This is a genomic window from Streptomyces sp. HUAS TT7 (assembly GCF_051550175.1).
In the GTDB taxonomy this organism is placed as follows: domain Bacteria; phylum Actinomycetota; class Actinomycetes; order Streptomycetales; family Streptomycetaceae; genus Streptomyces.
The window spans coordinates 17859-39396 of sequence record NZ_CP196179.1 but is presented as its reverse complement, the minus strand read 5'-3'; the positions used below and the strand labels follow the sequence as shown (position 1 = coordinate 39396).

At 71.3% G+C, this 21538-nt stretch carries 20 protein-coding genes; 2 read left to right on the top strand and 18 right to left on the bottom strand.

Annotated elements, in window-relative coordinates; genetic code table 11:
- Nucleotides 1-273 precede the first annotated feature (273 nt).
- From ACSHXC_RS43395 to ACSHXC_RS43375, 5 genes are all read right to left on the bottom strand, one after another.
- Nucleotides 274-747, bottom strand: a complete 474-nt coding sequence (locus tag ACSHXC_RS43395) for a hypothetical protein (protein ID WP_438297930.1) — start codon at nucleotides 745-747, stop codon at nucleotides 274-276.
- Nucleotides 748-775: 28 nt separating this feature from the next.
- Nucleotides 776-1174, bottom strand: coding sequence for a hypothetical protein (locus ACSHXC_RS43390; protein WP_438297928.1), 399 nt, complete (start codon nucleotides 1172-1174; stop codon nucleotides 776-778).
- A gap of 37 nt (nucleotides 1175-1211) precedes the next feature.
- Nucleotides 1212-2288: a hypothetical protein gene (locus ACSHXC_RS43385; RefSeq protein WP_438297926.1), complete on the bottom strand. Its 1077-nt coding sequence runs from the start codon at nucleotides 2286-2288 to the stop codon at nucleotides 1212-1214.
- 127 nt (nucleotides 2289-2415) lie between these two features.
- On the bottom strand, nucleotides 2416-4839 hold the full coding sequence (locus ACSHXC_RS43380; RefSeq protein ID WP_438297924.1) for a relaxase/mobilization nuclease domain-containing protein: 2424 nt from the start codon (nucleotides 4837-4839) through the stop codon (nucleotides 2416-2418).
- An 8-nt stretch (nucleotides 4840-4847) separates the two neighbouring features.
- Nucleotides 4848-5258, bottom strand: a complete 411-nt coding sequence (locus tag ACSHXC_RS43375; RefSeq protein WP_438297922.1) for a plasmid mobilization protein — start codon at nucleotides 5256-5258, stop codon at nucleotides 4848-4850.
- Nucleotides 5259-5557: 299 nt separating this feature from the next.
- Between ACSHXC_RS43375 and ACSHXC_RS43370 the strand changes: the two genes are divergently transcribed.
- Nucleotides 5558-5911, top strand: a complete 354-nt coding sequence (locus ACSHXC_RS43370; RefSeq protein WP_438297921.1) for a hypothetical protein — start codon at nucleotides 5558-5560, stop codon at nucleotides 5909-5911.
- 81 nt (nucleotides 5912-5992) lie between these two features.
- Nucleotides 5993-6565, top strand: coding sequence for a hypothetical protein (locus ACSHXC_RS43365; RefSeq protein WP_438297919.1), 573 nt, complete (start codon nucleotides 5993-5995; stop codon nucleotides 6563-6565).
- 534 nt (nucleotides 6566-7099) lie between these two features.
- Here the strand turns inward: ACSHXC_RS43365 and ACSHXC_RS43360 are convergent.
- The 13 genes from ACSHXC_RS43360 to ACSHXC_RS43300 form a co-directional block, all read right to left on the bottom strand.
- The gene (locus ACSHXC_RS43360; RefSeq protein WP_438297917.1) at nucleotides 7100-8401 is read right to left on the bottom strand and encodes a 3'-5' exonuclease; all 1302 of its coding nucleotides are present in this window, start codon (nucleotides 8399-8401) and stop codon (nucleotides 7100-7102) included.
- Nucleotides 8398-8793, bottom strand: a complete 396-nt coding sequence (locus ACSHXC_RS43355) for a hypothetical protein (RefSeq protein ID WP_438297915.1) — start codon at nucleotides 8791-8793, stop codon at nucleotides 8398-8400. Before ACSHXC_RS43355 ends, ACSHXC_RS43360 begins: the two co-directional genes overlap by 4 nt.
- Before the next feature lie 35 nt (nucleotides 8794-8828).
- On the bottom strand, nucleotides 8829-10421 hold the full coding sequence (locus ACSHXC_RS43350) for a hypothetical protein (RefSeq protein WP_438297913.1): 1593 nt from the start codon (nucleotides 10419-10421) through the stop codon (nucleotides 8829-8831).
- A complete protein-coding gene (locus ACSHXC_RS43345; protein ID WP_438297912.1) occupies nucleotides 10418-11545 on the bottom strand; it encodes a hypothetical protein in 1128 nt (375 codons plus the stop codon). The genes ACSHXC_RS43350 and ACSHXC_RS43345 overlap by 4 nt, the downstream gene beginning before the upstream one ends.
- A 387-nt stretch (nucleotides 11546-11932) precedes the next feature.
- A complete protein-coding gene (locus ACSHXC_RS43340) occupies nucleotides 11933-14230 on the bottom strand; it encodes a hypothetical protein (protein WP_438297910.1) in 2298 nt (765 codons plus the stop codon).
- 361 nt (nucleotides 14231-14591) lie between these two features.
- Nucleotides 14592-14864 carry a hypothetical protein gene (locus tag ACSHXC_RS43335; RefSeq protein ID WP_438297908.1) on the bottom strand — a complete coding sequence of 91 codons (273 nt, stop codon included), beginning with the start codon at nucleotides 14862-14864 and terminating at the stop codon, nucleotides 14592-14594.
- A 215-nt stretch (nucleotides 14865-15079) separates the two neighbouring features.
- On the bottom strand, nucleotides 15080-15904 hold the full coding sequence (locus ACSHXC_RS43330) for a hypothetical protein (protein ID WP_438297906.1): 825 nt from the start codon (nucleotides 15902-15904) through the stop codon (nucleotides 15080-15082).
- Between the two features lie 86 nt (nucleotides 15905-15990).
- Nucleotides 15991-16125, bottom strand: coding sequence for a hypothetical protein (locus tag ACSHXC_RS43325; RefSeq protein WP_438297904.1), 135 nt, complete (start codon nucleotides 16123-16125; stop codon nucleotides 15991-15993).
- A gap of 130 nt (nucleotides 16126-16255) precedes the next feature.
- Nucleotides 16256-16699, bottom strand: coding sequence for a hypothetical protein (locus tag ACSHXC_RS43320; protein WP_438297902.1), 444 nt, complete (start codon nucleotides 16697-16699; stop codon nucleotides 16256-16258).
- 56 nt (nucleotides 16700-16755) lie between these two features.
- Nucleotides 16756-17352 carry a DNA-binding protein gene (locus ACSHXC_RS43315; RefSeq protein ID WP_438297900.1) on the bottom strand — a complete coding sequence of 199 codons (597 nt, stop codon included), beginning with the start codon at nucleotides 17350-17352 and terminating at the stop codon, nucleotides 16756-16758.
- Nucleotides 17353-17751: 399 nt separating this feature from the next.
- A complete protein-coding gene (locus tag ACSHXC_RS43310; RefSeq protein ID WP_438297898.1) occupies nucleotides 17752-18858 on the bottom strand; it encodes a hypothetical protein in 1107 nt (368 codons plus the stop codon).
- A 104-nt stretch (nucleotides 18859-18962) separates the two neighbouring features.
- Nucleotides 18963-19592, bottom strand: a complete 630-nt coding sequence (locus ACSHXC_RS43305; protein WP_438297896.1) for a hypothetical protein — start codon at nucleotides 19590-19592, stop codon at nucleotides 18963-18965.
- Nucleotides 19593-19668: 76 nt separating this feature from the next.
- Nucleotides 19669-20583, bottom strand: a complete 915-nt coding sequence (locus tag ACSHXC_RS43300; RefSeq protein WP_438297894.1) for a hypothetical protein — start codon at nucleotides 20581-20583, stop codon at nucleotides 19669-19671.
- Nucleotides 20584-21538 lie beyond the last annotated feature (955 nt).

Genomic DNA, 21538 nt, shown 5'->3' with positions numbered 1-21538 from the left:
CCCGTACGTAGCCGCACGCGGCAGCGGCGTGTTACGGCCGAGGCCGTCGCCGCCGAACGGGCGTCCAGGAAGTGTTTCGGTCGAAACACTTCCGACGTCCCACTTGCCTTACGTGACTGACAGCGGATCATGCCGCCTGACCTGCGCGAAGTGCCCTGGACCCTAGATAACCGTCGAAGCGGTGGGGGCGGCCGTGGGCGCCTGATCGTCACCATGAACGGCAACGGGCCGGAGGGATTTCCCCTCCGGCCCGTTCGCATGTGCACGCGGTTTCTACGGGATGCGGCGCGGCGGACCGGCCGGGGGAGTGGGCGCCGTACGGCCCTGTCCCTGGCCTTGGTTGGCGCCCGGGTTCTTGCGGCCGGCGCGGCCGCGTCCCTGCCCAGGCGGGACGGTGGTGGACGTCGCGGTGGCGGCCGCCGCGCGGGCGTCGATGTCGGCCACGGTGTCCTCCACGGCGGCCAGGCCGTCCAGTCCGGCCGCCCGGCCCCACTCGGCCCCGGCGGTGGCGATGTCACCGGCTCCGGCCGCCTCCGCGGCGATGCCTCGGGCAGTGTCCGCGTCGCCGCGTGCGGCGTCCGCGCGGGACTGATGGTCGGCGCTGCTGCGGGCGAGCGCGGCGGCCTGGCGCTCGCGCTCACGTTCCTCGTGAGACCGGCCGGTGGTGCTGCCGGTGGTGGTCGACGCGGTGGGGCGGGGCGTCGCTGTGTCAGGGGCGGTGCCGGGGGTGCGTGAGTTCTGGTTCAACGGTCGTTCCCTCCTGGCTGGTTGCCGGTCAGCGTCCGTGCGTACGCCCCTGGCCGGGGTTTTGGACGGGGGTCGTGCTCGCGGCCTGCGGGCCGGTCTTCGGGGCCGCTCCGGGCTCCACGGTGGTGGACGTCGCGGTGGCGGCTGCCGCCCGGGCGGACGGGGGCGTGATCCGCTGGTCCGGCGACGCCTCCGCATTGATCCGGTTCGCGGCCCGCATTGTGTCGCGAACCTTGCGCATGTCCTCGGGGTGGGCCTCCCAGGCTCCCATGAACACGGCGTACTGCGCGGGGTTGGCGTTCCTCATGATCTCGGCGGACGCCCTCGACACTCCCTTTTCGTCTCCCTGCTGCTGAGCAGTGATGGCCTGCTCCAACAGACCCGAGACGCGTGCCGGGTCAGGGGGCGGAAGCGGTGTTACCTCCATGCGTCTCCTCCTTTTCTCGTCGGGCGCTGGCAGTTACTCAGCGGCCGTGCGTGCGCCACTGGGCAGGTTTGGGGGCCGGAGTGGTGCGGGCGGCCTCGGGGCCGGCGGTCGCCGTGCTGCCGGGAGCCACAGTGGTGGACTGCGCGGTGGCGGCCGCCGCTCGCCCGTTCACGATCGGTGCCGCTGCCGGTGCTGCCGTGCTCGATGCCTTCGGGGCTGCCGTTTCCGTCGTCGCTGTAGTCGACGGGGCGGCCGGCGCAGGGGAGGTCTTGGCCTGGTCGTTGAGCAATCCGCGGGCCGCCTCGGCGGGGGTGAGGTTGATTCCGGCGGCAGCGGCCTGCTGGATACGGATCGGAATTCCGGCCAGGGCCTCGCGCGGGTTGTGGCCCGCTTGTTGGAGGTCGCGCATTTGGGCTGCGATACCCGGCCATTCACGGGAGGTTACCAACTGTCCCAACGCAGTCTCGTCGGCCAGTGCTTCGCGGGCGGTGACTACCAATTTCGCGTTCTCCTGGGGGCCGATACCGTGCCTGGCCAGGTCGCCGCTTCGATCGCCGAGCGGAGGTTTCTCCTTGCCAAAGAGATTCGCCAACTTCTCTTTGACCCACTCAACGAATCGCTCCACGAGGCCGGGGCCATCACGTTCGGGCTTCTCGCCGGACGGCGCCGCGAACGGGTTGTGTGCGGTGGCAGTCAGGGAGCCAGTAGCGGTGACTCCGGGTGTCGGCGACCCTGTGCGCAGGTCCGCGTCCATCCGGGCGATGACTGGCGCAGCGTCCTTGAGGAACTGGCCCACATCGACGCCGGCGCCTTCGAGTTTCTTCAACTCATCGGCGAGCTGGGGCCACTGAGGAGCAGACACCATGGCTGCGGCCACATCGGCCGGTTGGACGGTGCCCCGGACCATAGCCGCGTACCGCTCGTGGTCGGGGTTGGGCGGTGCGGTCGGCTGCGGTGCCGGAGGTGTCGGGGTCGGGTTCTGAGCCGCCGCGGCGGCTTGGCGCTGCTGGTGTTCCCGCAGGGCCTGGGCCGTCATGACAAGTACCTGGAGTGCGACGGCGGCCGTGGACGCGGCCTGTCCGGCGGCGTGCTCCATTGGATTGATGTCGCTCACGGTGTCACCTCATTTCCTGTCGTCATGCTGTCCTCATCTCTCTGCTCGTCTCGGTCCTTTGACGCTAGCGGTGCGGACCTCGTTTCGTACGGGGTTTTCGGCGGGATGGCTCCTTTGTGAGTGGGGGTCAACGGCGGGGCCCTCGGGGCTGGTTGCGGCGTGCTGCGTCCTGAGCCGCGCGGTCGGCGGCGCTCCGCTCGCCCGGGGTCTGCTGTGGCCCGGTGGACGTGCTCGTCCGGCTGCGGTCGGTGCGGGGGAGCGGGGCCGCCGGGCCGGTTCTCCGCAGTCGTCCTTGCATGCGCCAGGTGAGTACCTGGGCCACGCTGTCGGCGTCGTCCAAGTCGCGCACGGCGACGACCTCGGCGAGCACGTCGGCCGGTGCGTGTCCGGCCCGGGCGGCGGCGGTGAGTTGGTCGGCCAGGGCCTTGGCCGCCGGGTCAGCGAGCACCTGGGACGCGTACCCGGGGACGGCGCTGCGAACGGTCGCGCCGAGCGTCGGCGCGTGGGGCCCATCGCCGAGCGGCATGTTCTCCATGGCTCCCGTGCGGGTGAGGACGGGCGGCGGTGTGGTCGGGGAGGTGGGGGTTTTCTCGCCCTCGCCCGTGCCGCCGTTGTCGGGGGTGTGGGCCGCCCCGGTGTCGGCGGCTGAGGGTGTCGGGGTCACGCTGCCCTCGGGGAGATAGGCCACGCGCGTGTGTCGCCCGTCGGGGCCTTGCTCGTGCACGCTGATGCTGTACCGCGTGGGAGTCGTGCTCTTGGCGGCGAACTCCTGGAGTTTCTGGCGGGCAAACATCTCGGGTGACATACCGTCGGGAAGTATCCCGGACCCGCTGGCGTCGTCCACGGTCACGTCCGCCTCGTTGCGGAAATCGCGGTGGCTGATCCGCCACGCCAGCACGCGGCCGCCCTCGACCCGGGGGGCGGGAGCCGGGGTCGGGGCGGTGCCGTTGCGTACGTCGGCGTCCAGCCGCTTTTGAAGCCTCCACACCAACACTTCGGACACGCTGTCGGCGTCGCCGAATCCGCGTACCTGGGCCACCTCGGCGAGCACCTGGCCGGGGTCGTAACCGGCGTTCTCCGCCTGGTGCAGGGTCGCGGCGAGCGCGGGCCATGCGGCCTCGCCGAGCGCGGTTTCCGCAAGCTCGGGGAGAGCCGCGCGCACGATCGGCGCGTACGTCTCGGTGAGGGCCTGGCGGTCGATGCCGGGTTCGGTGTGTCGCCAGGTCGCCCCGCGTCCTCGGGCGCCGAACGCCACTTCGGTGGCGGCCCGCAGGTGCGCGCCGGCTGCGGCGGCGGCCTGCTCCTGGGCCCGGTGCTGGGCGGCCTGGTGGAAGCGCATGGCGGCGGTGATGGCCAGGGCGACGGCGGCCAGAAGTGCCAGGGCGGCCCCGGCCTCTCCGCCTCCTGCGGCGAGTGCCGTAGTCATGGCGAGCATCTGCGCGGCGGTCCGCAGATGGCCGTATGCCTGGCTGGTGGTGCGGCGGCTGGTGGGCGCGCGACCGGACCGCTCAAAGGCTCGGGCGGCCTCGCGCAGTTCGTCCCGGACCTCCTGCGGGGCCTGGGCGGCGGCGACGGTCAAAAGGTCGGCGAGTGCCATCACTTCACCGGCTCCGGCCTCGTTGCCTGCACGCCCGAGAATGGCGGCCGCCTGGTGGACGTGTTCCGCGGCGAGCTGCCACGCGGCCGCCTTGTTCGGCGCCTGCACGGCCTGGGCAACGGCGGGTACTCCCGTCCAGCGCTCACGGACGCGAGGAAGGGACAGATCAGGGGCCAGGCGTGTGCCGGAAAACCAAATGGCGCGGCCGCCCCCGGTGCGGTCACCAGGGAGGGCAACCGAGTAGCCGGTGATATTCCCGTCCGGTGCCGTGCGCTTGTTCAGGCGCAGCCCGGCCCGCTCGATTCTGCCGAAGAAATCGGCATCGCTGGTCGCCAAGCCAGCGACTTCACGAACCTTGGTTTGCAGGGTCATCCGGGGCGGCTCAGCTCGCCCCTTGCGTTGAGCCTTCTCGATCTCGGCCTGTCCCGGCCACTGCTTCGCGGTCTTGTCACCGCGGTTCAAGCGGCGCAGCCCAAACCGGATCTCCAGTTCTTTGGCCTTCTCCTGCATCTTGCGCTTGTCGAACGACAGCGGGACTTTCAAACCGTCTTGCCGGGCAAGCGTCGCCACGATGTGAATATGGTCATCTGCATGCCGGATCGCGACCCACCGCGCGCCCATCGGATCGCCCTTCTCGGCGATCCCTACCGCATGCATCAACTCGCCTGCGATCTCCTTCCACTCGGCGTCTGTCAGGGTGCGGTCTTCCGGAGCCAGACGCACCGGCAAGTGGTACACGTACTTCGCCGGTGGTGTGCTCTCCAAGCCCAGTACCGGAGCATCCAACAGGGCCGCAAGATAGGGAATCGACGTGCCCTTGTCCCGGCCTGGATCGGGCACACCATCTGCCCACGCAGCCACCATGTGTTGATTGGTGTGCTCGTCCTTCTTGCCCGGCCCGTACAGATAGTGCAGTAGCCCTGATGTCCGCTGGCCGTCCCTCGCCCGCTTCACGAACACACCTAACCGCCCTTCATCTGCTGAACTAGCGTGACCGTGGCGTCATGGAGTCGTGAAACCGCCTCGTCCACGCGCGCTCTCACGGCGTTGAACTGCGGGTCGGGCACGTCGCCTCCTGCGTTCTTCACGTGCGCAATCTGGTTCCAGTTGGTACCGATCCGGTTGACTGCGATCACCGCGTCCCGCAGCTCACGCCACTGCGACTTCTCCTCGACCGGGGCCGGGGAAATCTCTTCACGGGCGACCGCCAATGCAGCCTGCGCGACGTACGCCGACACGGCCATGCCGGCCGCCGTCGCGGCCATCGTGAGGGCGGCTAGCTCGTTGTCGTTGTAGGCGACGTTCACACGGTGGCGGCGCGGTGCGTCGGTCTGTCGTTCACGGCGGCGACTCTGACGCTTCTTTGTGCTCATAAACCCCTGTTCCTCGTACGAGGGACAGCCCCTAACCATCGGTCCGTGCCCGGACCGAAAAGGCGGCCCCATCAAAGCGAGCGTAGCGAGTTGGGGCCGCCGACACGAGTTAATGGAACATTAACTCACATCTTGCTCCGACATAGGAGGCCCGGGTGGGGTGCCGCGGCAGGTGGGGCGGCACGCGGCGGAGCCGCTTAACGGGGGTGTGGGGGGCTGGCCCCCCACCACTCAACCCACAGCCGCGTGGCGGCCGTTGCCCCATGTCGCCGGGCGTCGGCAGCGCTACGATGGCGCGCATGACGACACCTCCCGCGAATACGACCGGAACTGACGCTCAGTCGCTGCTCGAAACCGCCCAAGGCCTGCTCGCCTCCCGTATGGAGGTGATCCAGCCTCTCGCCTCAGCCATCGCCGAACGCAAGCGCCTGCAAGCTCTCCTCGATGCCGCCGAAACGGCGTACGGCGCGGCTTACGCCGATGCTCAGGCCGCGGGCTGGACGGAAGGGGAGCTCAAGCAGCTGGGTGCCGAGGGACCCACGAAGCGTCCGAAGGGACGGCCCCGGACGTCGCCCCGCCAGAAGCCTCCGGCTCCACGCACGCCCAGCGCAGCCGAAAGCTCCTCATCGGCCTCCACGGGCGCCGGTGCCTGACACTCGATCACCTCGGCCCCGGCCCGTACTTCGACGGGCCGGGGCCGGCCGTTCACCCGAACAGAAAGAGGGGAGGTCCGGATGGTCGCCGGGAGGCTCAACACCTTCGTATGGGTCCACGCCGAACAGGCAGAGGCCTTGCGGACGATCGCGAGCGAGAACGCCCGGGCTGAGGCGGACTGGCTGGCCTCCGAGCGGGAACGGCTGCGGCTCCATCCAGCCGAACCGACCCCTGAACCGATCCGCCGCGAGGCCTTCCGGCTCCGGCCTCAACAATGGCCCGGGCAAAGCTACCTCGTCGAGACTGCCATGCGGGCTCGGCTCGCAGCCCCTGACCTCGCCGGGCCTTGGGCCCCGTTCACACCCGAAGAGCGCGAAATGCAGAGACTCGCCGGGCGTCGACCGGGCACACCGAACGCGCACTTCGGGGACAAGCTCGCGCTTGACCTCACCCCCGAACTGGTCGACTCCGCGCAGCTCGCGGCATATCGCGTGAGCGCGCCAACCGTCGCCAGGCTCTACGCCGAAAACCTCATCGGCCCCGGCGCCTCCCGTTCCCGCGCAGCGCGCGCTCGACGGGAGCAGCTACAGGCGCAAATCTTCACCCTCGGCCGCATCGCCCGAGAAGCAATCAACCTCATCATCGGGCCGTGAAAAGCACCCGTTCGCGGGATGCGCAATCTAACAAGGTAGTTACATACCCAACCGGGCCGCCCCGATCATGAGCGCCCAGGGTCCGTAAGCCTCCGTAGCCCACCGCGTCGGCGGGTGCGGGTGCTCGGGGCGGATCAAAGACGTCTGGCGGCGAAGGAGGGGGAGCCGGGGCCGATGCCGGATCGCGCGCTTCCCGGAGGGTAGTGGGCCGGGCGCCGTTCCCCCGCCGTCGACCCGGACGGTGCGTGAGGCGACCCGCCGCCCGGGGAGGGGCTGGCGGGGATCTGGCAGCTGCCGCGATGCGGACCGGCCGGTGTGGTCGCGCCGCTCGGTACCGGCATCGTCGTGGCCGCTCTGCGTGTCGTCCGGGGCACTCCGGACCGTGGCCACCCACCGCCCAAAGCCCGTATCGGGGAACCCCATTCGCGTGCACACGCGAACGGTTCACATGTGCACGCGAAATATCGAGGAGAGTGCAGAAAAAACACCGGGCCCGCTACCGATTCGAGAGCGGGCCCGGCACGCCGGTACGGCCTAAAAGGGGTCGGGAACCTCTGCCATTTCCTTGATGATCTCGGCGACGCGTTGGCAGTCGCCTAGGGCTCGGTGACCTCCGCCGAGCCGCTGCCACTGCCAGTCACCGTGGTAGTCGCTCCAGTCGCCCACATGGACGGCGTACGCGAGCATCGCGCATTGATCCCACCGTTGGCTCTTCATCCATGCGGCGGCCGCCGGGTGCCGCTTGCCCTCCGACAACTCCGTTGCGGGCGTGTGCTCGCGGTGGTGGCGGTCCAGCTCGTACGCCAACACTCTCTCGTCATAGTCGGCGTTGTAGATGACCACGCGGCGGCCCGCCAGTGCCTCGGTGAGTGCGGGCAGAATCTCTCCGAACCGCGGAGCGTCGCATACGTCCTCGTCGGCGATTCCGTGAATTTCTCGGGCCTCGTCGGGGATCGGGACACCCGGGTTCACGAGGGTGTCCAAGAGCATGCGTCCGGACCCGTCGGTGATGCTGATCTCGACCACCTTCGCGTCTGAGTCGAGTCCCGTCGTCTCGGTGTCCAAGATGGCGAATGCGCTCGGCTCGGCGACGATTTTGCGGGCCCACTGGCGGACCGGCCCAAGCTCGTCCCACCGTGCCCGGTCGGCGGCCCGCCGGCACTCTTCGGCCTGGCGCTTTTGCTCGGCCCGGCACGGTTGGCAGGTCCGGGGGAACTCGTGCACCCGGCCGTACGTGTCGGCAGTGTCCGCCTCCTCGATCTCGGCCTGTGTCGCGGTCCGTACGCCGCACTCCGGGCAGTGACGGCGAATCAGCCGGTGAACGACTACGTATGCCCGCTCGCGGCGAGCTTTGCACGCCGGGCATGTCCCGCTGCCCACATGGGTGTTCTCGAACCGTGTGCCGCATCCGTCGCAGGTGTGGCACCACTCGGTGTAGAGCTCCGCCAGGCAGGTTGGGCAATGCTGGTCCGGCTTGCCGGGCCAGCACGTGACGTAGTCGTTCGGGCTGATCGGCCGGGCCTGGACGATGCCGCAGCGTGCGCAGGTGCGGCGGGCGGTCTTCTGCCGTTGCTGGTGGGCCGACAGCGGCCGCATTTTCACGGCCTCGCCGGGGGAGTAGAGGGGTACCCGCATCCACCCGGTCCCGCGCCGGTAGATGCGCAGGTACGCGTGCGGCTTCTGCTCCTCGGCGAGCTTGAGGCGCTCGTTCTTGAGTTGGGTCTCTGTCCGCAGCTCCTCCGGGGCATCACCGCTCCGGAAGACGGGGAGGCCCTCGTGGTGCTCGTAGGGCTGCGCCGGAACGCGGGCCTTGGTCTTGGCTGTGGTGGCCGTCACCGCTCGGCCTCCTCGCGCTCGATGACCGCGAGCAATCGGGGGTCGACCTCGGCCCGCACGTGGACGCTGACGCTCCCGGGTTCCTCGCGTCGCTCGTACTGCTGGGAGACTTGCCGCACCTTGATGTGTGGGGCGGTTTTCAGAGCCTCGACCAGAGCCGTCACCTGGGCTGGGGTGCCCGTGTAGCGGATCTGGGCGGGCTCCTGCTCCTGGTCCTCGGTGCTGCGCTGTCGCCCGGGGCCGGCGGCGGTGGCCCCGGGCTTCGGCCCGTGGTCCGCACAGTGGACAGTCCAGCCGCCCGGCGCCTTGGTGCAGGTGCCTGCTCTGGCCGGTACGTAGGTGTCGCAGTCGGCACATGTTCCGCCGCGTTGGTTCACGATCGTTGTCGTCACGTACTGCCCAACCTTTCGACTCCGGGCGGGGGTTACTACTCCTGCGGGCTGTTCTCCGAACCGTCCTCGACGCCCGGGATGTTCATCGCTTCTTGTCCCTCGATGCGCACGGGGGCCGTGTCGTCCTTGGCGGCCTTCTTGGTGGCGCGGCGAGTCGGCTTCTTTTCCTCGGCCGGAGAGGGTGCCGCGTTGCGGAGTGCGTTCAGCTCTCCTCGGAGTTCTCGTACCTCCTGGTCCCGCTCGTCGATCCGCTGGCCGAACTTCCGCAGCTCCTCGGCGAGCTTGTTGAACTTCCGTTCCCACTCCTCTGCGTGCTTCTGGGCATCGGCCGCCTTCTGCTCGGCGGCGCCAAGCTCGCGATCCGTCCTGCGGTGGGCCTCCCGTTCGGTGGCAAGCTGGGCGTTCACATCCCTGATGTGGGTCTCCGCGCGCGCCTCGGCTCGGTCGGCTCGGGCCTCGGCGTTCCCGGCGCGTTCATCGGCCTTGTCCGCACGCTTCTCCGCTTCCGCCTGCTTTCGTGCGCTCTCCGTGGCCCGGTCGTTCGCCGCGCTGGCCGCGCGCTTGGCGTCCTTGGTCTCGTCCATGGCCTTGGCGTATCCGGCCGTCACCTCCTTCAACTCCCGCTCTGCCTTGGCCTGGGCGTCGGCGGCCTTACCTGCGGCCGTCTGGGCAGCGTCGGCCGCGCGGCGGGCGTCGTCCCGTTCGCGCTCGGCCTTCTCCTGGGCGCGTACGGCTTCCTGGCGGACGCGCTCGGCTTCCTCGGCCGCGTTCTCGGCCTCGGTGGCGCGGGTCTTGGCGTCGTCGGCCAACGCCTTTTCCGCGGCGGCCTCCTGGCGGGCCTGGTCGCGCTCCTCGACGGCGTGGGCCCGGTCGTCCTCGGCCTGGGCGGCGGTCTGCTCCGCCTGTTCGGCCCGGCCGGTCGCGGTGTCGCGTTCCTGCTCGGCATGCTCCTGGGCGGTCTTGGCGTCGGTCGCTGCGATGCGGGCGGCGTCGCGCTCACGCTCGGCGGTCCGCTGGTTCCGCTCGGCGTCTTCCTGGGCGTCCTCGGCGGCCTGGCGTGCGGTGCGGTCGCGTTCGGCGGCGGCGTCGGCGGCCTCGCGGTCGGCGCGGGCCTGGCTCGCCTCGGAGCGCGCGGCGGCGGCGTCGGCGACGGCCTCGACGGCCTTCTGATTCGCCTGCGCAACATCGCGTTGGTTGGCCGCACGGGCGGCCGCCAACCGAGCCTCCATGCCCTCCGGCGAGTTGATTTTCACGAGCTCCAACCGCAGGTCTGCGGTGACCTGTTCGAGCCGGGTCGTCATCTCCTCGGCGCGGAGGATCTGCCCGGGCAGGCCGGGCGTGTTCCGCTCGCGCGCGCGGGCGGCTTTCTTCTCGTTTTGGCAACTGCGGTCGCAGTACTCCGGCGGCCGTCCGGCGCCGGACGGCTTGGCCTTCGGGATGAGCTTGCCGCAGTTCAGGCACGGCTCGGGCCAGTACCCGTACGGGGCTTCTTCCTCCTGGTCCTGGTCGTCCTCGACGGACGGGGCCGGCGGCTCCTCGGCCGCGCTACCCGTCGGAATACCGACACCGTGCAACCAGTCCTTCGACTCCTGGGACAGGTCGTCAGGGCTCGGGTGTTCGTCGGTCACGTGCGGGCCTTCCTGCTGGCGGGGGTGGTGCGGCGGGCGCGGGCTGGGGGAGCGCTGGCGCGCTGCAACGGCCGGGTGCGGTCCCGAAGCCGGGCCCGGTGGTCGATGCTGCCGTACCGGCGGCGCCCGATGACAATCCGCGGCCTGGTCCTGGCCCTCGACGGCACCGGCCGGGCGGCGGGCGACGCGCTGAGCTGCGGCGCGGGGGCCGCGTCGGCGAGCTCGGCCAGGGCCTCGACGGCGGCCGCCGTCACCTCCTGGTCCTCCTCGACGGCCACGGCGTCGGCCGTCTCCATCTCCGTCTCCCAGTCGGCGGCCGGTCCGTACGTCGTCACCACGTCGCCGATCTCGTCGTTGAACTCGACCGGCGCGTGGATCGCGTCGTACACCGTCGCGTACCTCGACACCCGGGCGGGCGCGGCCTCCTCGACCTCGACGGGCTCGGCGTGCACGGCGTTGGCGTAGAGCAGGGCCTCGGTCATGTGGTCGCGGACGGCCTCGGTGTCGATGCCGGTGGCGTGCGCCAGGGCGAGCGCGGGCGCCAGCCGAATCCAGTTCTCCGACCAGTCAGGCGCGTTGGCCCCGGTGACGGCGTCGTGGCGGGCGAGCGCGACGTAGCGGGCCAGGTGACGGATGTAGACGCGGCGCCAGTGCTGGCGCTCGCACCGCCATGCGGCCGTGCCGTTCTGGTCCGTCCAGCGCTGCCCGTGCGCGGAGTCCCGCAGCCACGTGGCAAGTTGGCGCAGCATCCGGGCGGCGGCCGCCTCGATCACGGCGAGCAGTCCCGGCAGGTCGGCGGCGAACCGGGCCACCTTCAACGGGTCGCCCACGATCGTGAGCGCGTGCCGGTCGAGCCGGTCGGCGAGCAGATCGGCATACACCCGGCGGGTGCGCACCCCGTAGCCGTCGAGCGCCAGGGCCTCGACCACCTCGCGGCGCAGTACGCCGTGTTGCCCGGCGTCGTGCACCCGGATCGTGAGTTCGGCGGTGCCCCGGTCGATGCCCATGCGGCCCTCGGCCTCGGCCAGGGGGCCGGTGTAGCGCGCGGCGCGTACCCGGCCCTCGACGACGTACCGGTACGCGTACGGGTCCCGGCCTGCGGTTTCCTCGGTGGTTTCTGCCATGCCCACAGTCTAGCAAATATTGGATTACTGTTTCTAGTATTCCAGAAATTATGCGTTAGCTGTCGGCCGCTAGTTTTCGGGGGGTCTACCGACTTCTCGTCGGCCGGTCGTGCGGCGGGCCTGGCGGCCCGCGTCTTCGGCGGCGATGCCGCCTTCCCTCGTTCCCGGGTCTTCCCTCCGGCGGCGGAATCTCGCTCGGCCGGTTCGCGTGTGCACGCGAATGGGTTCTCGGGTGAGGTGGCCCCGACTCGGCGGGGGCCTCGTGATGCCGGCGGGAGGCTGTCTCTCCGGCGGCCTGCTCGCGGTGCCAGGGGGCTGATGTTCTCCCTGGGGGTGCCGTTCGCTGAGGGCAACTCTACCGCGCCCAGGGGGCTGGGCGGGGCAGGTTCACTCTCCCGTGTGTCGCGCGTCGGTCCGGGCCTGGACGGTGGTGCGGCGGCGGCCTGGCCGGGCCGGGGTGGCTCCAGTCGGGCTGAGGTGCACGGGGTCGATCAACTGGCCGGTGGCGGCGAGCTCCTGGGCGTGCATCAGGATGCCGATCGCGCCGATCCGCTGGGCCTCAATGAGGCGGGCGCGCAGGTGGTCGGGGCGGCCCTCAACGTCGCGGGGGTAGGCGCGGCCGCGGGGGTCCATGCCCGGGAACACCAGTTGGTCCGGGCCGGGGCGCTCCGGGCGCTCCTTGTACGGGAGGGAGCGGTGGGCCTCCTCGGCGCTCCACCACTCGTGTACGGCCTGGTCAATGCGGGCCGTGGTGGCGAGCTGGGCGGTTCGGTCGGCGGTGCCGGTCTCCTGGGCTGCCTCGTACAGGCTGCGGCCGGTGACGGCGTAGGTGGGCTCTCCTCGGCGGGCCAGGCCGGGGGTGACCAACTGGAGGGCCTGGAGCCGGTGCAGGTGGCGCACGGTCGTACGGCGGCTGTAGCCGGTGGCGGCCATCAGGTCGGCGAGCCTGGGCCGGTGGAGGGTCTTCAGGGCCCAGAATGTGCGCGCGCAGTGGTGCCCCAGGTGGTGCCACACGCCTGCCTGCTGGTGCGTCAGAACCGCGCGCAGGGATCCCAGAGAGGCGTAGGGGGGGCGGGGGGGGCGGGGCGTTCCACTTCTGTCAGACCCCGGGTGAACTGGTGAAACGTCGTCTGTGGGCGTGTAGATGGCGCAGCGGTGGCGGTGGTGGTCGGGGCATTCGTGGCTGGCCGCCAGAGTCACCCTGCGGGCCCTTCCGGCCCTCCGCTCGGCCTCGGCGGTAAAGACGATCCAGCCGTCCCTCTGGAGGCGCCACAGGGCCTGTGAGGCGGTCTGGGGGGTGTATCCGGCGAGCACGCCGACCCGTCGGACGGCGGCGGACACGTCGAGCGTCCCGGCCAGTTGCATGAGCCAGGCCAGGGCGAGCAGTACGGCGGCGTCGGCGGGGCCGGACTCGCGCAGCCACCGGGCGGTGCCGGCGGCCTGCATGCGGGCGAACAGGTCGGCCAGGGACCGCCGTACGTCGTCGGGCTCGTCCTGGTGCCCGTCGTCCTCGGGGCGGTGGGGCATGCGGGCGGCGTCCTCGACGGCGAGCCACCACACCCGCGCCCACAGCCGCTCGGTCTCCTCCTTCGAGCGGGGGCGGCGGGTGCCGTCCGCCCGGCGCTCGCTGCGCAGCCACTCCAGCGCGGGCGACGACTCCGCATCGCGCACCACGGCCAGGGCCTCGGCCTGGGTCCATCCGGCCAGAGCCATGGAGCGGGCCGGGGCGTGCTTCATGTCCGAGTGGTCGTCCCGGCGGCCCAGTTGGCGGCGCAGCCCGCGTACGGCCTTCTCGCCGAGCGGCCGCCACGGCATGTCCAGCCGGGGGCATCCGTCGGCGTCCTCGACGACGCTCCGAACGCGCTGGCCCCTGGCGACAATCGACGGCGGGACCTTGCGGCCGCCGTGTCCCGTGGCCCTCGGCGGTGTCCGCACCGGGCCCGGCTCGGATACTCCGTGGCTGCTGTCCTCGACGGCTCCGCCCTGGTCGTCGCCCTCGTCGGCGGCGACTTCTTCGACAGCGGGGAGGGCGGCGGCCATCGTCTCCAGCCGGACGGCCAGGCGCTCGAACGCGGCGGCAGGGGCGGAGTCGGGGCCGAGCAGCCGGATGGCCTCCCCGACGGTGTGGGCCGTCAGCGCGCTGTACCCGCCGTTGCGGTGGGCGGCCCCGGGCGGGCGTACAAGGCCTTCCTTGGCGTTGCCGAGCGGCGAGCCGTCGAGCGACGGACACAGCCGCTGAGCCGCGTCGTTGATCCGGTAGACCACGGACGGGTCTACCAACTCGGCGCATCCGGTCCACAGATGGATGCCGCCCGGCGAGCCGGACGCCACCGGTACCGGCCCGATGCCCTCGGCCCGCAGGGCCTCGCTCAGCAACGCGGCGTCGGCGGCTGCCTGGACCGGCCCGACGATCTTGGCGTCAAGGTCGAACGTGGGGAACCGGAACAGGTGGGGGCGGCCCTTGCGGCGCCACTGCTTGAGGGCGAGATGGACCGCCACCGGGCGGTCCATGTCCATGCCCCGGTGCGGCAGGTACCCGCCGAGCATTTCCGCATCCTCGCCCGTGTTGGGCGGGTACTCGTTCAGCCACGCTCCCGGCTCCCCGGCAGCGGCCCGCACCCTGCGTTCCGGGTACACCGCTGCCAGGAACGCGCGCAGCGTGCGGTGAGCCTCCGCACGCCGCATCTGGGCGCGCGTAGTGAATGCCCCCTCGAACACTGGGGTACAGGCGCGGGCGGTGGCGGAAAAAGCGTCGTCTTGTCGATAAAACGCTGATGACACACCGGGTTCAGGCATGCCGGTGCCGCCACCGTGGCTCGCTGCTACGATGGCGCAACGCTCCTCGGTGTTAGAGGACGCACGAAACCCCGCCTGCGGCCTAGGAAACCGCTAGCGCTCTTCGTGCTCGTCTTGGATCGGGAGTCTCAGCGCCTCTGGTCGCCAAACCTTTTTGAAGGCTGAGACCCCGAAGGCTCTTGGGCCGCTTGTCCGGGTAGGAAGTCCGGTCAGTCGGTAGAGCCCAGTTCGTTTGTTGAGTCCTTGGCCCCTAGCTGGCCTCCTTCAGCGCTATGGCGTCCGGCCAGCCAACCGGCTTCCCTGTCTTCGGGTCCAACTCCATGAGCTCGACCACCCGATTGAGGAACCCCGCCACCGAGATATCCAGCCGCTCGCAGATCGTGAGCAGCTTCACCGCCTCGGCGGGCTCGAAGTTGCTGCCAGGCCGGTATGTCGCTCCCTTGGTCGGGTCATACGCGGGGGCGCGAAACCTCGTTCCCTTCGCGGGCCCCAGTCGTCGCCGATCGTTCATGATGGCGATCATGCCAGACTTCGGCCCCTCTTGCTGCAAGAGTTTTGCGTGTCGCCCTATATTTCTTGAGCCCATCGGGTTTGCTGTGCCACATCGAGTGACATCCGTGCCCGGCCGTTGACTTGACGGGCCGCCAGGTGCGACGGCCGCCGGGTTCGGGTCCGGGCGCTGGCCAACAGGGCGGCGGGGCCCCGGTGCTGGCGCCCCCCGCCTTGGGCCGTCTCGGCCTACTCGTCGTCGTCCTCGTCCGGCTCTTCGGGCGCGAACTCCTCGCGGCAGTTCCCGCAGATCAGCGGCCCGTCTTCGAGGCTCTTGGGGGTGATCTGGAGGCGGCGTTGGGGCTTGTCGTCGTCGGTCCGGCACTGGCAGATCACGGCGAAGCGGCGGCCCGATCGGCGCTTCTTCTTGGGCTTGCCTGCGGTGCCTCCGTTCTCGTCGCTGTCGTCGTCGCCCTGGTCTTCGCCTCCGGTGCCGGCGCCGAGGTAGGCCCCGTTGAGGTAGGGGAGGCGGGCGGCGTCCAGTTCGGCGATGACCTCGGCGTACGTGGCGGCCGTCTCGTCGGTGATGGTGCATCCGTTCCAGCCGTGCGTAGGGATCGGCTCGGCCGGGCCCTTCAGCCCGAGTTCCTCGGCGAGTGCTACGAAACGCTTGTTGTGGTAGCGGTTCCCGTCGCCAGACGTGTCCTTGATGCCCCGGGCGAACGCAACGGCGTGAGCGGCCTCATGGATCAGCGTCTTCATGACCGCCCGTCCGCCCTGCTGGATGAGCTCTCCCGCGATGAACAGTTCGCTCGCGCGCTCGGAGTTGGCCGGGACGGCCCAGAAGTCGGCGCCGAAATGGCCCCACCTGTCGCCGCCCTTCTGCCGCGCGGTGCCGGTGATCATGACGACCTCGGGCATGTCGGGGTGGTTGGCGCGCAGGGCGGCCCATGCCGATTCCAGGGCGGTGATGATGCGGCCGCCGTGCCCCGGCTCGATGCCCGGCGCCTGGCTCCCGGCCTCCGGCTCGGTGTCGGTCTGGGCGGGAATCTTGGCGGTGGTGGTCTCGGTCATCTCGTTCGTTCCCGTTTCTCGTGTGCACGCGAATTTAGTGGGCGGAAGGGGGCCCGGGCGGGGATTCCGCCCGGGCCGGTGGTGAGTTACTGCGTGCGGCGGTCGCGCTGGGCCGGGAGGCGCGGGGCCCTCGGCTTCTTGGCGGTGATCGGCTCGGAGGCCTTGCGCGGGCCGGGGATGACCGGGATTACTCGCTCGTTGTCGCGGCTGTGGTCGTACATCGCGCTGTTCCCTTCGGTGGTGACGGGCCGTCGAGAGAGCGGATGCCGACCGCCCTTCCCGACACAGCGAACGTTACAGCAACAGGTAACAACAAGCAAGTGCCTGCACGTCATTCGCGGTGTCGGTGTGTCAGTACCCGTAGGCGCTGTGGCAGAGGGCGAGCGTCGACGGGTCGACGTTTCCGGCCGCCAGGCGGCACACCATGCCCGCGTCCATGCCCGTGCCGGGCGCGGGGAGGGGCCGGGGCCTGGGGGCGCGCTGTGGAGCACTGTGCGGGGTGCGCTGAGCGGCTTTGCGGGGTTCCTGGCGGGTGTGGCTGCGTGGGGCTTGGTCCTGGTGCCGGTCGGCGACGGGTGCCGCTGCGGGGGCGGGTGCAGGGGCGGGGGGTGTGCCCATGGGGACCAACTCGGCGCGGGCGGGGGGCTGTTGGGGGCTGGGCCAGGGGGCCGGGGGCCGGGTGGTCCGTACGGCGGCGGGGGCCGGTGTCGGCGGCGGCTGTCCGTGGGTGGGGACGGCGACGCATCCGGCGGTGGTGAGAACGGCGGTGAGCAGGAGGGGCAGGTACCGATGCATGTGCTTACCGTGCCGTACGGCTGGTCCGGATGGCGCCGCTCAACGGGCCTGATGGATCAGGCGTTTTGCCCCTGCCGGAGTGCGCGGGCGTCGGCCAGGATGCGGGCGCCGGTGGTGCGGGTGACCTGGTAGCGCTCGGCGAGCTCTGCGGCGGTGGGCTCCTGGCCGGCGGCCAGGTCGGCGGCGACTTCGCGGGCGCGGCGGGCCGGGGCTCCGGTGGAGCCGGGGGCTCGGCCGGCTCCGGTGCGCTCGGGGTGGCGGCGCTGGTCGCCTGCCTCCCGGCGCTCCAGAAGGGGGCCACGGCGCCACCAACGGCGGCCGTGGTGTTCCTCGCCCTCCTCGATGTATCCCGTCTTGGCGTAGGCGCGCACGGTGCTCGGGTCCACCCCGAGCACGTCGGCGGCGGCCCGGTCGCTGAGCAGGTCATCCGGGTGCGGCTCGAACGTGTCGGGCCGGGCGGGGAGGGGCTTGCCTGCGAGGAACGCGCGGGCCTGCGCCTGGTCGTACAGCTTCAGGCGCTCGCCGGGGTTGATGACTTCGACGCGGGCGCGGAAGTCCGCGCCGTGGCGGCGTCGCCAGGTGTGGAGGGGGGTTCCGGCCTCCTCGGCAATCTCGGCTTCGCTGATCGCGGGGTGCCCGTGGGGAATGATCATGTGCGGGTGGTGTCCTATCTGGCGGGCGCCGTGCGTGAGTGGTGCTGGCGCTAGACTGCCGTACATGTCGCGCTCCTCCTTCGGGTGGGGTGTTGACGGGTCGGGGCCGGTGGATGCCGCCACCCTCACGGGTGGACCGCCGGCCCCTTTTGCTGCCCACGTACGGGGGCCCGGCGGGTGCGTGCGCACTTTGGGGGGCTTCGACGGCATTGCGGCGCTCGACGGCGGGCGGTACGGCGGCGGTGCGCCGGTCGGGGCCCGACTGCGGCCATGCGTCGGCGACCGCGCGGCCGGCTCCCTGCCGGCACCCCGCCCCAAGTGCTGTGCCGGCGTCGAGTTGGGCCGGAGCGGGGCCCCGGGAAGGGGTCTTCCCGGGGCCTGACGGGGGCTTAGAGAGGCTTAGAGGTGTTCGCGGGCGGCCTGGATGATGTACACCCGCTCGGCCTCGGCGTCGGCCCAGAATTCGGCTTCGGCCTCGTCGGCGAAGTAATCCTTGTCCTGCCCTGCGGCCTCGGCGGCTCCCAACAGGTCACCGATCACGGTGGCCAGGACATCGAGGCTGCGCGGGTCGCGCGGCTCGGCGAGGTCGGGCACGTAGGGGGCGGCGTAGGCGGCGCCGATCACCACTTCGGGGCGGTGCCACCCGTCCGCGTAGTGCAGTACGTCGACGATCGCCCTCGTCAACCGGCGCTCCAGCTCGTGTTGGTGGTAGGCCGGGCTGGTGCGGTTGGTCGCGGCCTGGTGGTGGATGTCGGCGAGCGCAAGGCCGCGTTCGTCGCGCTCGGCGATGGTGGGCGGCGCCGTGTCGGTGCCGGGCTTCGGGGTGGCCTGGTGCAGCCATGCGGCCACGGTGGCGCGTCCGGCCTCGGCGCGGCGGGTGCCGACGGTGGAGACGATCGCGCTCGCGTGCACGGCGGCGTCGCTGGTGCTCTCGTCGTGTCCGGGCAGGTGGTACAGGGCGAGCCGGTACCAGCCTCCGGGCTCGGCGGCGAGGCCTTCGTATCCCACGTCGAACGTGGTCAGGTCGGCGAGTAGCACCAACAGGCTCCGGCGGGCTGCGTACGCGGTCTTGGCCTGGGCGTCGGTGGAGGGGGCAGGGACGTAGGCGGGTCCGGCGCGGCGGATGCCGTGTACCTGGCTTGCCCGGCTGATCGCGCTGGTCTTGTCGAGTCGGAACGTCAGGTGAGTGGCGCCGTGCCACATCGTCTCGGCCTGGTGGGCGATGTCGGCGGCCAGGCCCCGGGCCAGGTCGATGGCGTCCGGGCCCAGGTTGATCAGGACGCGGCCGCCGGGGTGGCGGTCGGCCAGGTCGGCGGCGCACGCCTCAACGAGACGGACGCGGGCGGCCGCATCCTCGTGCGCGGTGAGGTCGGGGCGCTTGGGGGCGGGGCGGGCCTGGGCGTCGCGGACGGTACCGACGCGGGCGCGGCCGTCGTTCCATTCGACGGGCACCAACACAGGGTCGGTGTAGAGGGCCTGGGCTGCGGTGCGGATGCGGTCGTACATGTCGTGTCGCTCCTGGGGTGGGTGCCGGGCCGGATGCCGACCGGCCCGGCGGTGACGGGTCGTTGGGGAGCGGCCGGGCCCCGTGCCGGGGCCCGGCCGCCGTGTCACTTGCTCTTCGCCTTGGCGGCCTTGGTCGTGGTCGTGGCGGGGCCGTACGCCGGAATCAACGCGCGGATGGTGGCCTCATCGAGACACCCGGGGTGCCGGTAGGGCGACGGCGGAGCCCCGTTGCGTCCGCGCTGGTGGGAGGGGTAGACGGCGACGGTCTTACCGCAGGGCACGCAGTAGAGCCACTGGTGGTTGTCGCTGCCCGCGTAGCCGCTGACCGGCCGCCACCCGAACCGGTCGTAGTGGGCATTGACCGCCATGGCCTTCGCCCGGTTGGTGCGGGTGTTGGGCATGCGGGGGTCGAGCAACGGGGCCGGGCCGTGCGGGTGCACAACCTCGGTCACCTCGTCGGCCTGGATGGAGGTAATAACCCCGGTCCGGTACAGGTCGTACAGCCACTGGGCGGCGTGCTCGGCGCCGCTCTTGCCGACGGGCGGGCGGCCCACACGGTGGGTCCCGATGCTCGACACCGCGTCCCATTCACGGTGCCACCTGGACACGTAACCGATGGTGGTGTTCTTGCCGACGATGACGGGGTATCGGCATTGCGGGTCGAACTGGCCGAGCCGGAACGGCAGTTTCTTGGCCGGGGCGGGTGTCTTCTTGGTCTGGGTGCTGGTGCTCATGTCGCTCTCTCGCGTTCGGGATGGCGTGGGGCCGGGCCGTGGGCCCGGGGCGGGCGGTCCCGCCCCGGGCGGCGGGCTAGCGCCCGGTGGGGACCGGGTGGCGGCCTGCGGCGGTGTCGCGGGCGTCGCGGATCGCACGGAACCGAACCTCTTCGGCCTCGACCCAGAAGCACGCTTCGGCGGCGTCGGCGGCGTCCTCGGCGCACTGCCCGTACAGGGCGGCGGCGGCGAACAGGTCGGCGATGGCTCCGGCCAGGGCGTTCAGATCGCGAGTGGTGAGGCCCTGCGGCGGGACGTAGGGAGCGCGCCTGACGAACGGCCGGTACTCGGCGGGGTAGGCGTCGGCCCACCCGTCGGGCAGGTCGTCGCCCCAGTGCAGCCCGAACGCCTCAAGGATGACCGTGCGGGGCTGGTGCCATCCGTCGGCGTGGTGCAGCACGTTGGCGATGGTGTCCGCGATCCGGGCGCGCTCCTCCTCCTCGGGCATCGTTCCGTCGCCTCCGCCGGAGCGCTCGTGGTGGTTGACCAGGTGGAGGCCTCGGTGGGCCCGGTCCTCGCCGCTGAGCGGGGGCGTGTTGTCGCCCGGGGCGGGGGTGGCCAGGCGCAGGTACTCGGTCACGACTGCCTCGCCGAGTGAGGCCAGGCGCATGCCCTGGTCCAGCACCACGTCACTGGCCGGGTAGGCGGCAGCGTCGGGCTGGCCGGGCACCGGGTACAGGGCGAGCCGGTACCAGCCTCCCGGCTCGCTGGCCAGGGCCTCGCAGCCGGACGCGGTGGCCAACAGGTCCTCCAGACGGTGGGCGAGCTGGGCGCGGACACCGTCACTGGCGGGTGCGCGGTGGGAGGCGACGGGCACGTATCCGGTCCCGGCGCGGCGCAGTCCGTGAGCGCGCAGCGGGGACAGAATCCCGGTGCCGGGGACGAACGTCAGGTGCGTGGGGCCGTCCCACAACTGCACGGCCAGAGCAGCGATTTGAGCGATGTCGTTCATGAACTTCCGCTTCCTTCGGTGGTGTTGACGGGTCATCGGGGGGATGGATGCCGACCTTCCCTTTCCGACATCACTAACTTTACAGCAACTAGCTACAGATGGCCAGTGGGAAGACTGACGTTTCCGCAGGTCAGGGCCTTTTTTTGGCGAGTTTCCCGGGCTCGCGCCCGATGTGCGTGTGCATGCGAAACGGGGTTCCTGGGACGGGCCTTGGGCGGTGGGTGTCCACGGTCCGCACCGCCCCGGACGACACGCTGCTTAGCCACGACGATGCCGGTACCGAGCGGCGCGACCACACCGGCCGGTCCACATCGCGGCAGCTGCCAGATCCCCGCCAGCCCCTCCCCGGGCGGCAGGTCGCCTCACGCACCGTCCGGGTCGACGGCGGGGGAACGGCGCCCCGCCCACCAGGCGCCGGGAAGCGTGCGGTCCGGCATCGGCCCCGGCTCCCCCTCCTTCGCCGCCAGACTGTTTGATGCGCCCCGAGCCGCCGCGGACGCCGACGGTCGGGCCACGGAGGCTTACGGACCGTGGGCGCCCCAACGGCGGCTCGCAGGTGTCGAGTTGGCTGGTGGGGTATCCGGTCATGGGGCCGCAGGTTCGCGGTTCGCGTCGGCCGGGAATCAAGGGTTAGCGGACGATCGAATCCGCACCGCTGCGGCGGTGCGGCCGGTTGGGGTGGTGATCGGATGGCCCGTCAGGAGCGGTGCGCGGAACTGAAGTGCGGCGAGCTGCTGCCGCCGGTCGTCCCGGGGCGGGGTGGGCGGCCGCGGCGGTACTGCTCGGAGCGCTGTGGACGGCGGGCGCGGCGCCGGCGGGAGCGGTGGGCGCGGGAGCGGGAGGCCCCGCTGGTGCTCTGGGAGGACACCGCGGACGTGCGGCACGACGTGCAGTCGGCGGCGTACGGGGTGGCGGCTGCGGCTCGACGGCTCGCAGCCGAGACAGCGGCCGAGAC

Coding starts and splice junctions, on each gene's coding strand:
- ACSHXC_RS43310 (WP_438297898.1), bottom strand. CDS start 18,858: ATGTACGACCGCATCCGCACCGCAGCCCAGGCCCTCTACACCGACCCT.
- ACSHXC_RS43315 (WP_438297900.1), bottom strand. CDS start 17,352: ATGATCATTCCCCACGGGCACCCCGCGATCAGCGAAGCCGAGATTGCC.
- ACSHXC_RS43335 (WP_438297908.1), bottom strand. CDS start 14,864: ATGATCGCCATCATGAACGATCGGCGACGACTGGGGCCCGCGAAGGGA.
- ACSHXC_RS43390 (WP_438297928.1), bottom strand. CDS start 1,174: ATGGAGGTAACACCGCTTCCGCCCCCTGACCCGGCACGCGTCTCGGGT.
- ACSHXC_RS43345 (WP_438297912.1), bottom strand. CDS start 11,545: ATGGCAGAAACCACCGAGGAAACCGCAGGCCGGGACCCGTACGCGTAC.
- ACSHXC_RS43330 (WP_438297906.1), bottom strand. CDS start 15,904: ATGACCGAGACCACCACCGCCAAGATTCCCGCCCAGACCGACACCGAG.
- ACSHXC_RS43325 (WP_438297904.1), bottom strand. CDS start 16,125: ATGTACGACCACAGCCGCGACAACGAGCGAGTAATCCCGGTCATCCCC.
- ACSHXC_RS43370 (WP_438297921.1), top strand. CDS start 5,558: ATGACGACACCTCCCGCGAATACGACCGGAACTGACGCTCAGTCGCTG.
- ACSHXC_RS43365 (WP_438297919.1), top strand. CDS start 5,993: ATGGTCGCCGGGAGGCTCAACACCTTCGTATGGGTCCACGCCGAACAG.
- ACSHXC_RS43375 (WP_438297922.1), bottom strand. CDS start 5,258: ATGAGCACAAAGAAGCGTCAGAGTCGCCGCCGTGAACGACAGACCGAC.
- ACSHXC_RS43340 (WP_438297910.1), bottom strand. CDS start 14,230: ATGCGGCGTGCGGAGGCTCACCGCACGCTGCGCGCGTTCCTGGCAGCG.
- ACSHXC_RS43320 (WP_438297902.1), bottom strand. CDS start 16,699: ATGCATCGGTACCTGCCCCTCCTGCTCACCGCCGTTCTCACCACCGCC.
- ACSHXC_RS43300 (WP_438297894.1), bottom strand. CDS start 20,583: ATGAACGACATCGCTCAAATCGCTGCTCTGGCCGTGCAGTTGTGGGAC.
- ACSHXC_RS43305 (WP_438297896.1), bottom strand. CDS start 19,592: ATGAGCACCAGCACCCAGACCAAGAAGACACCCGCCCCGGCCAAGAAA.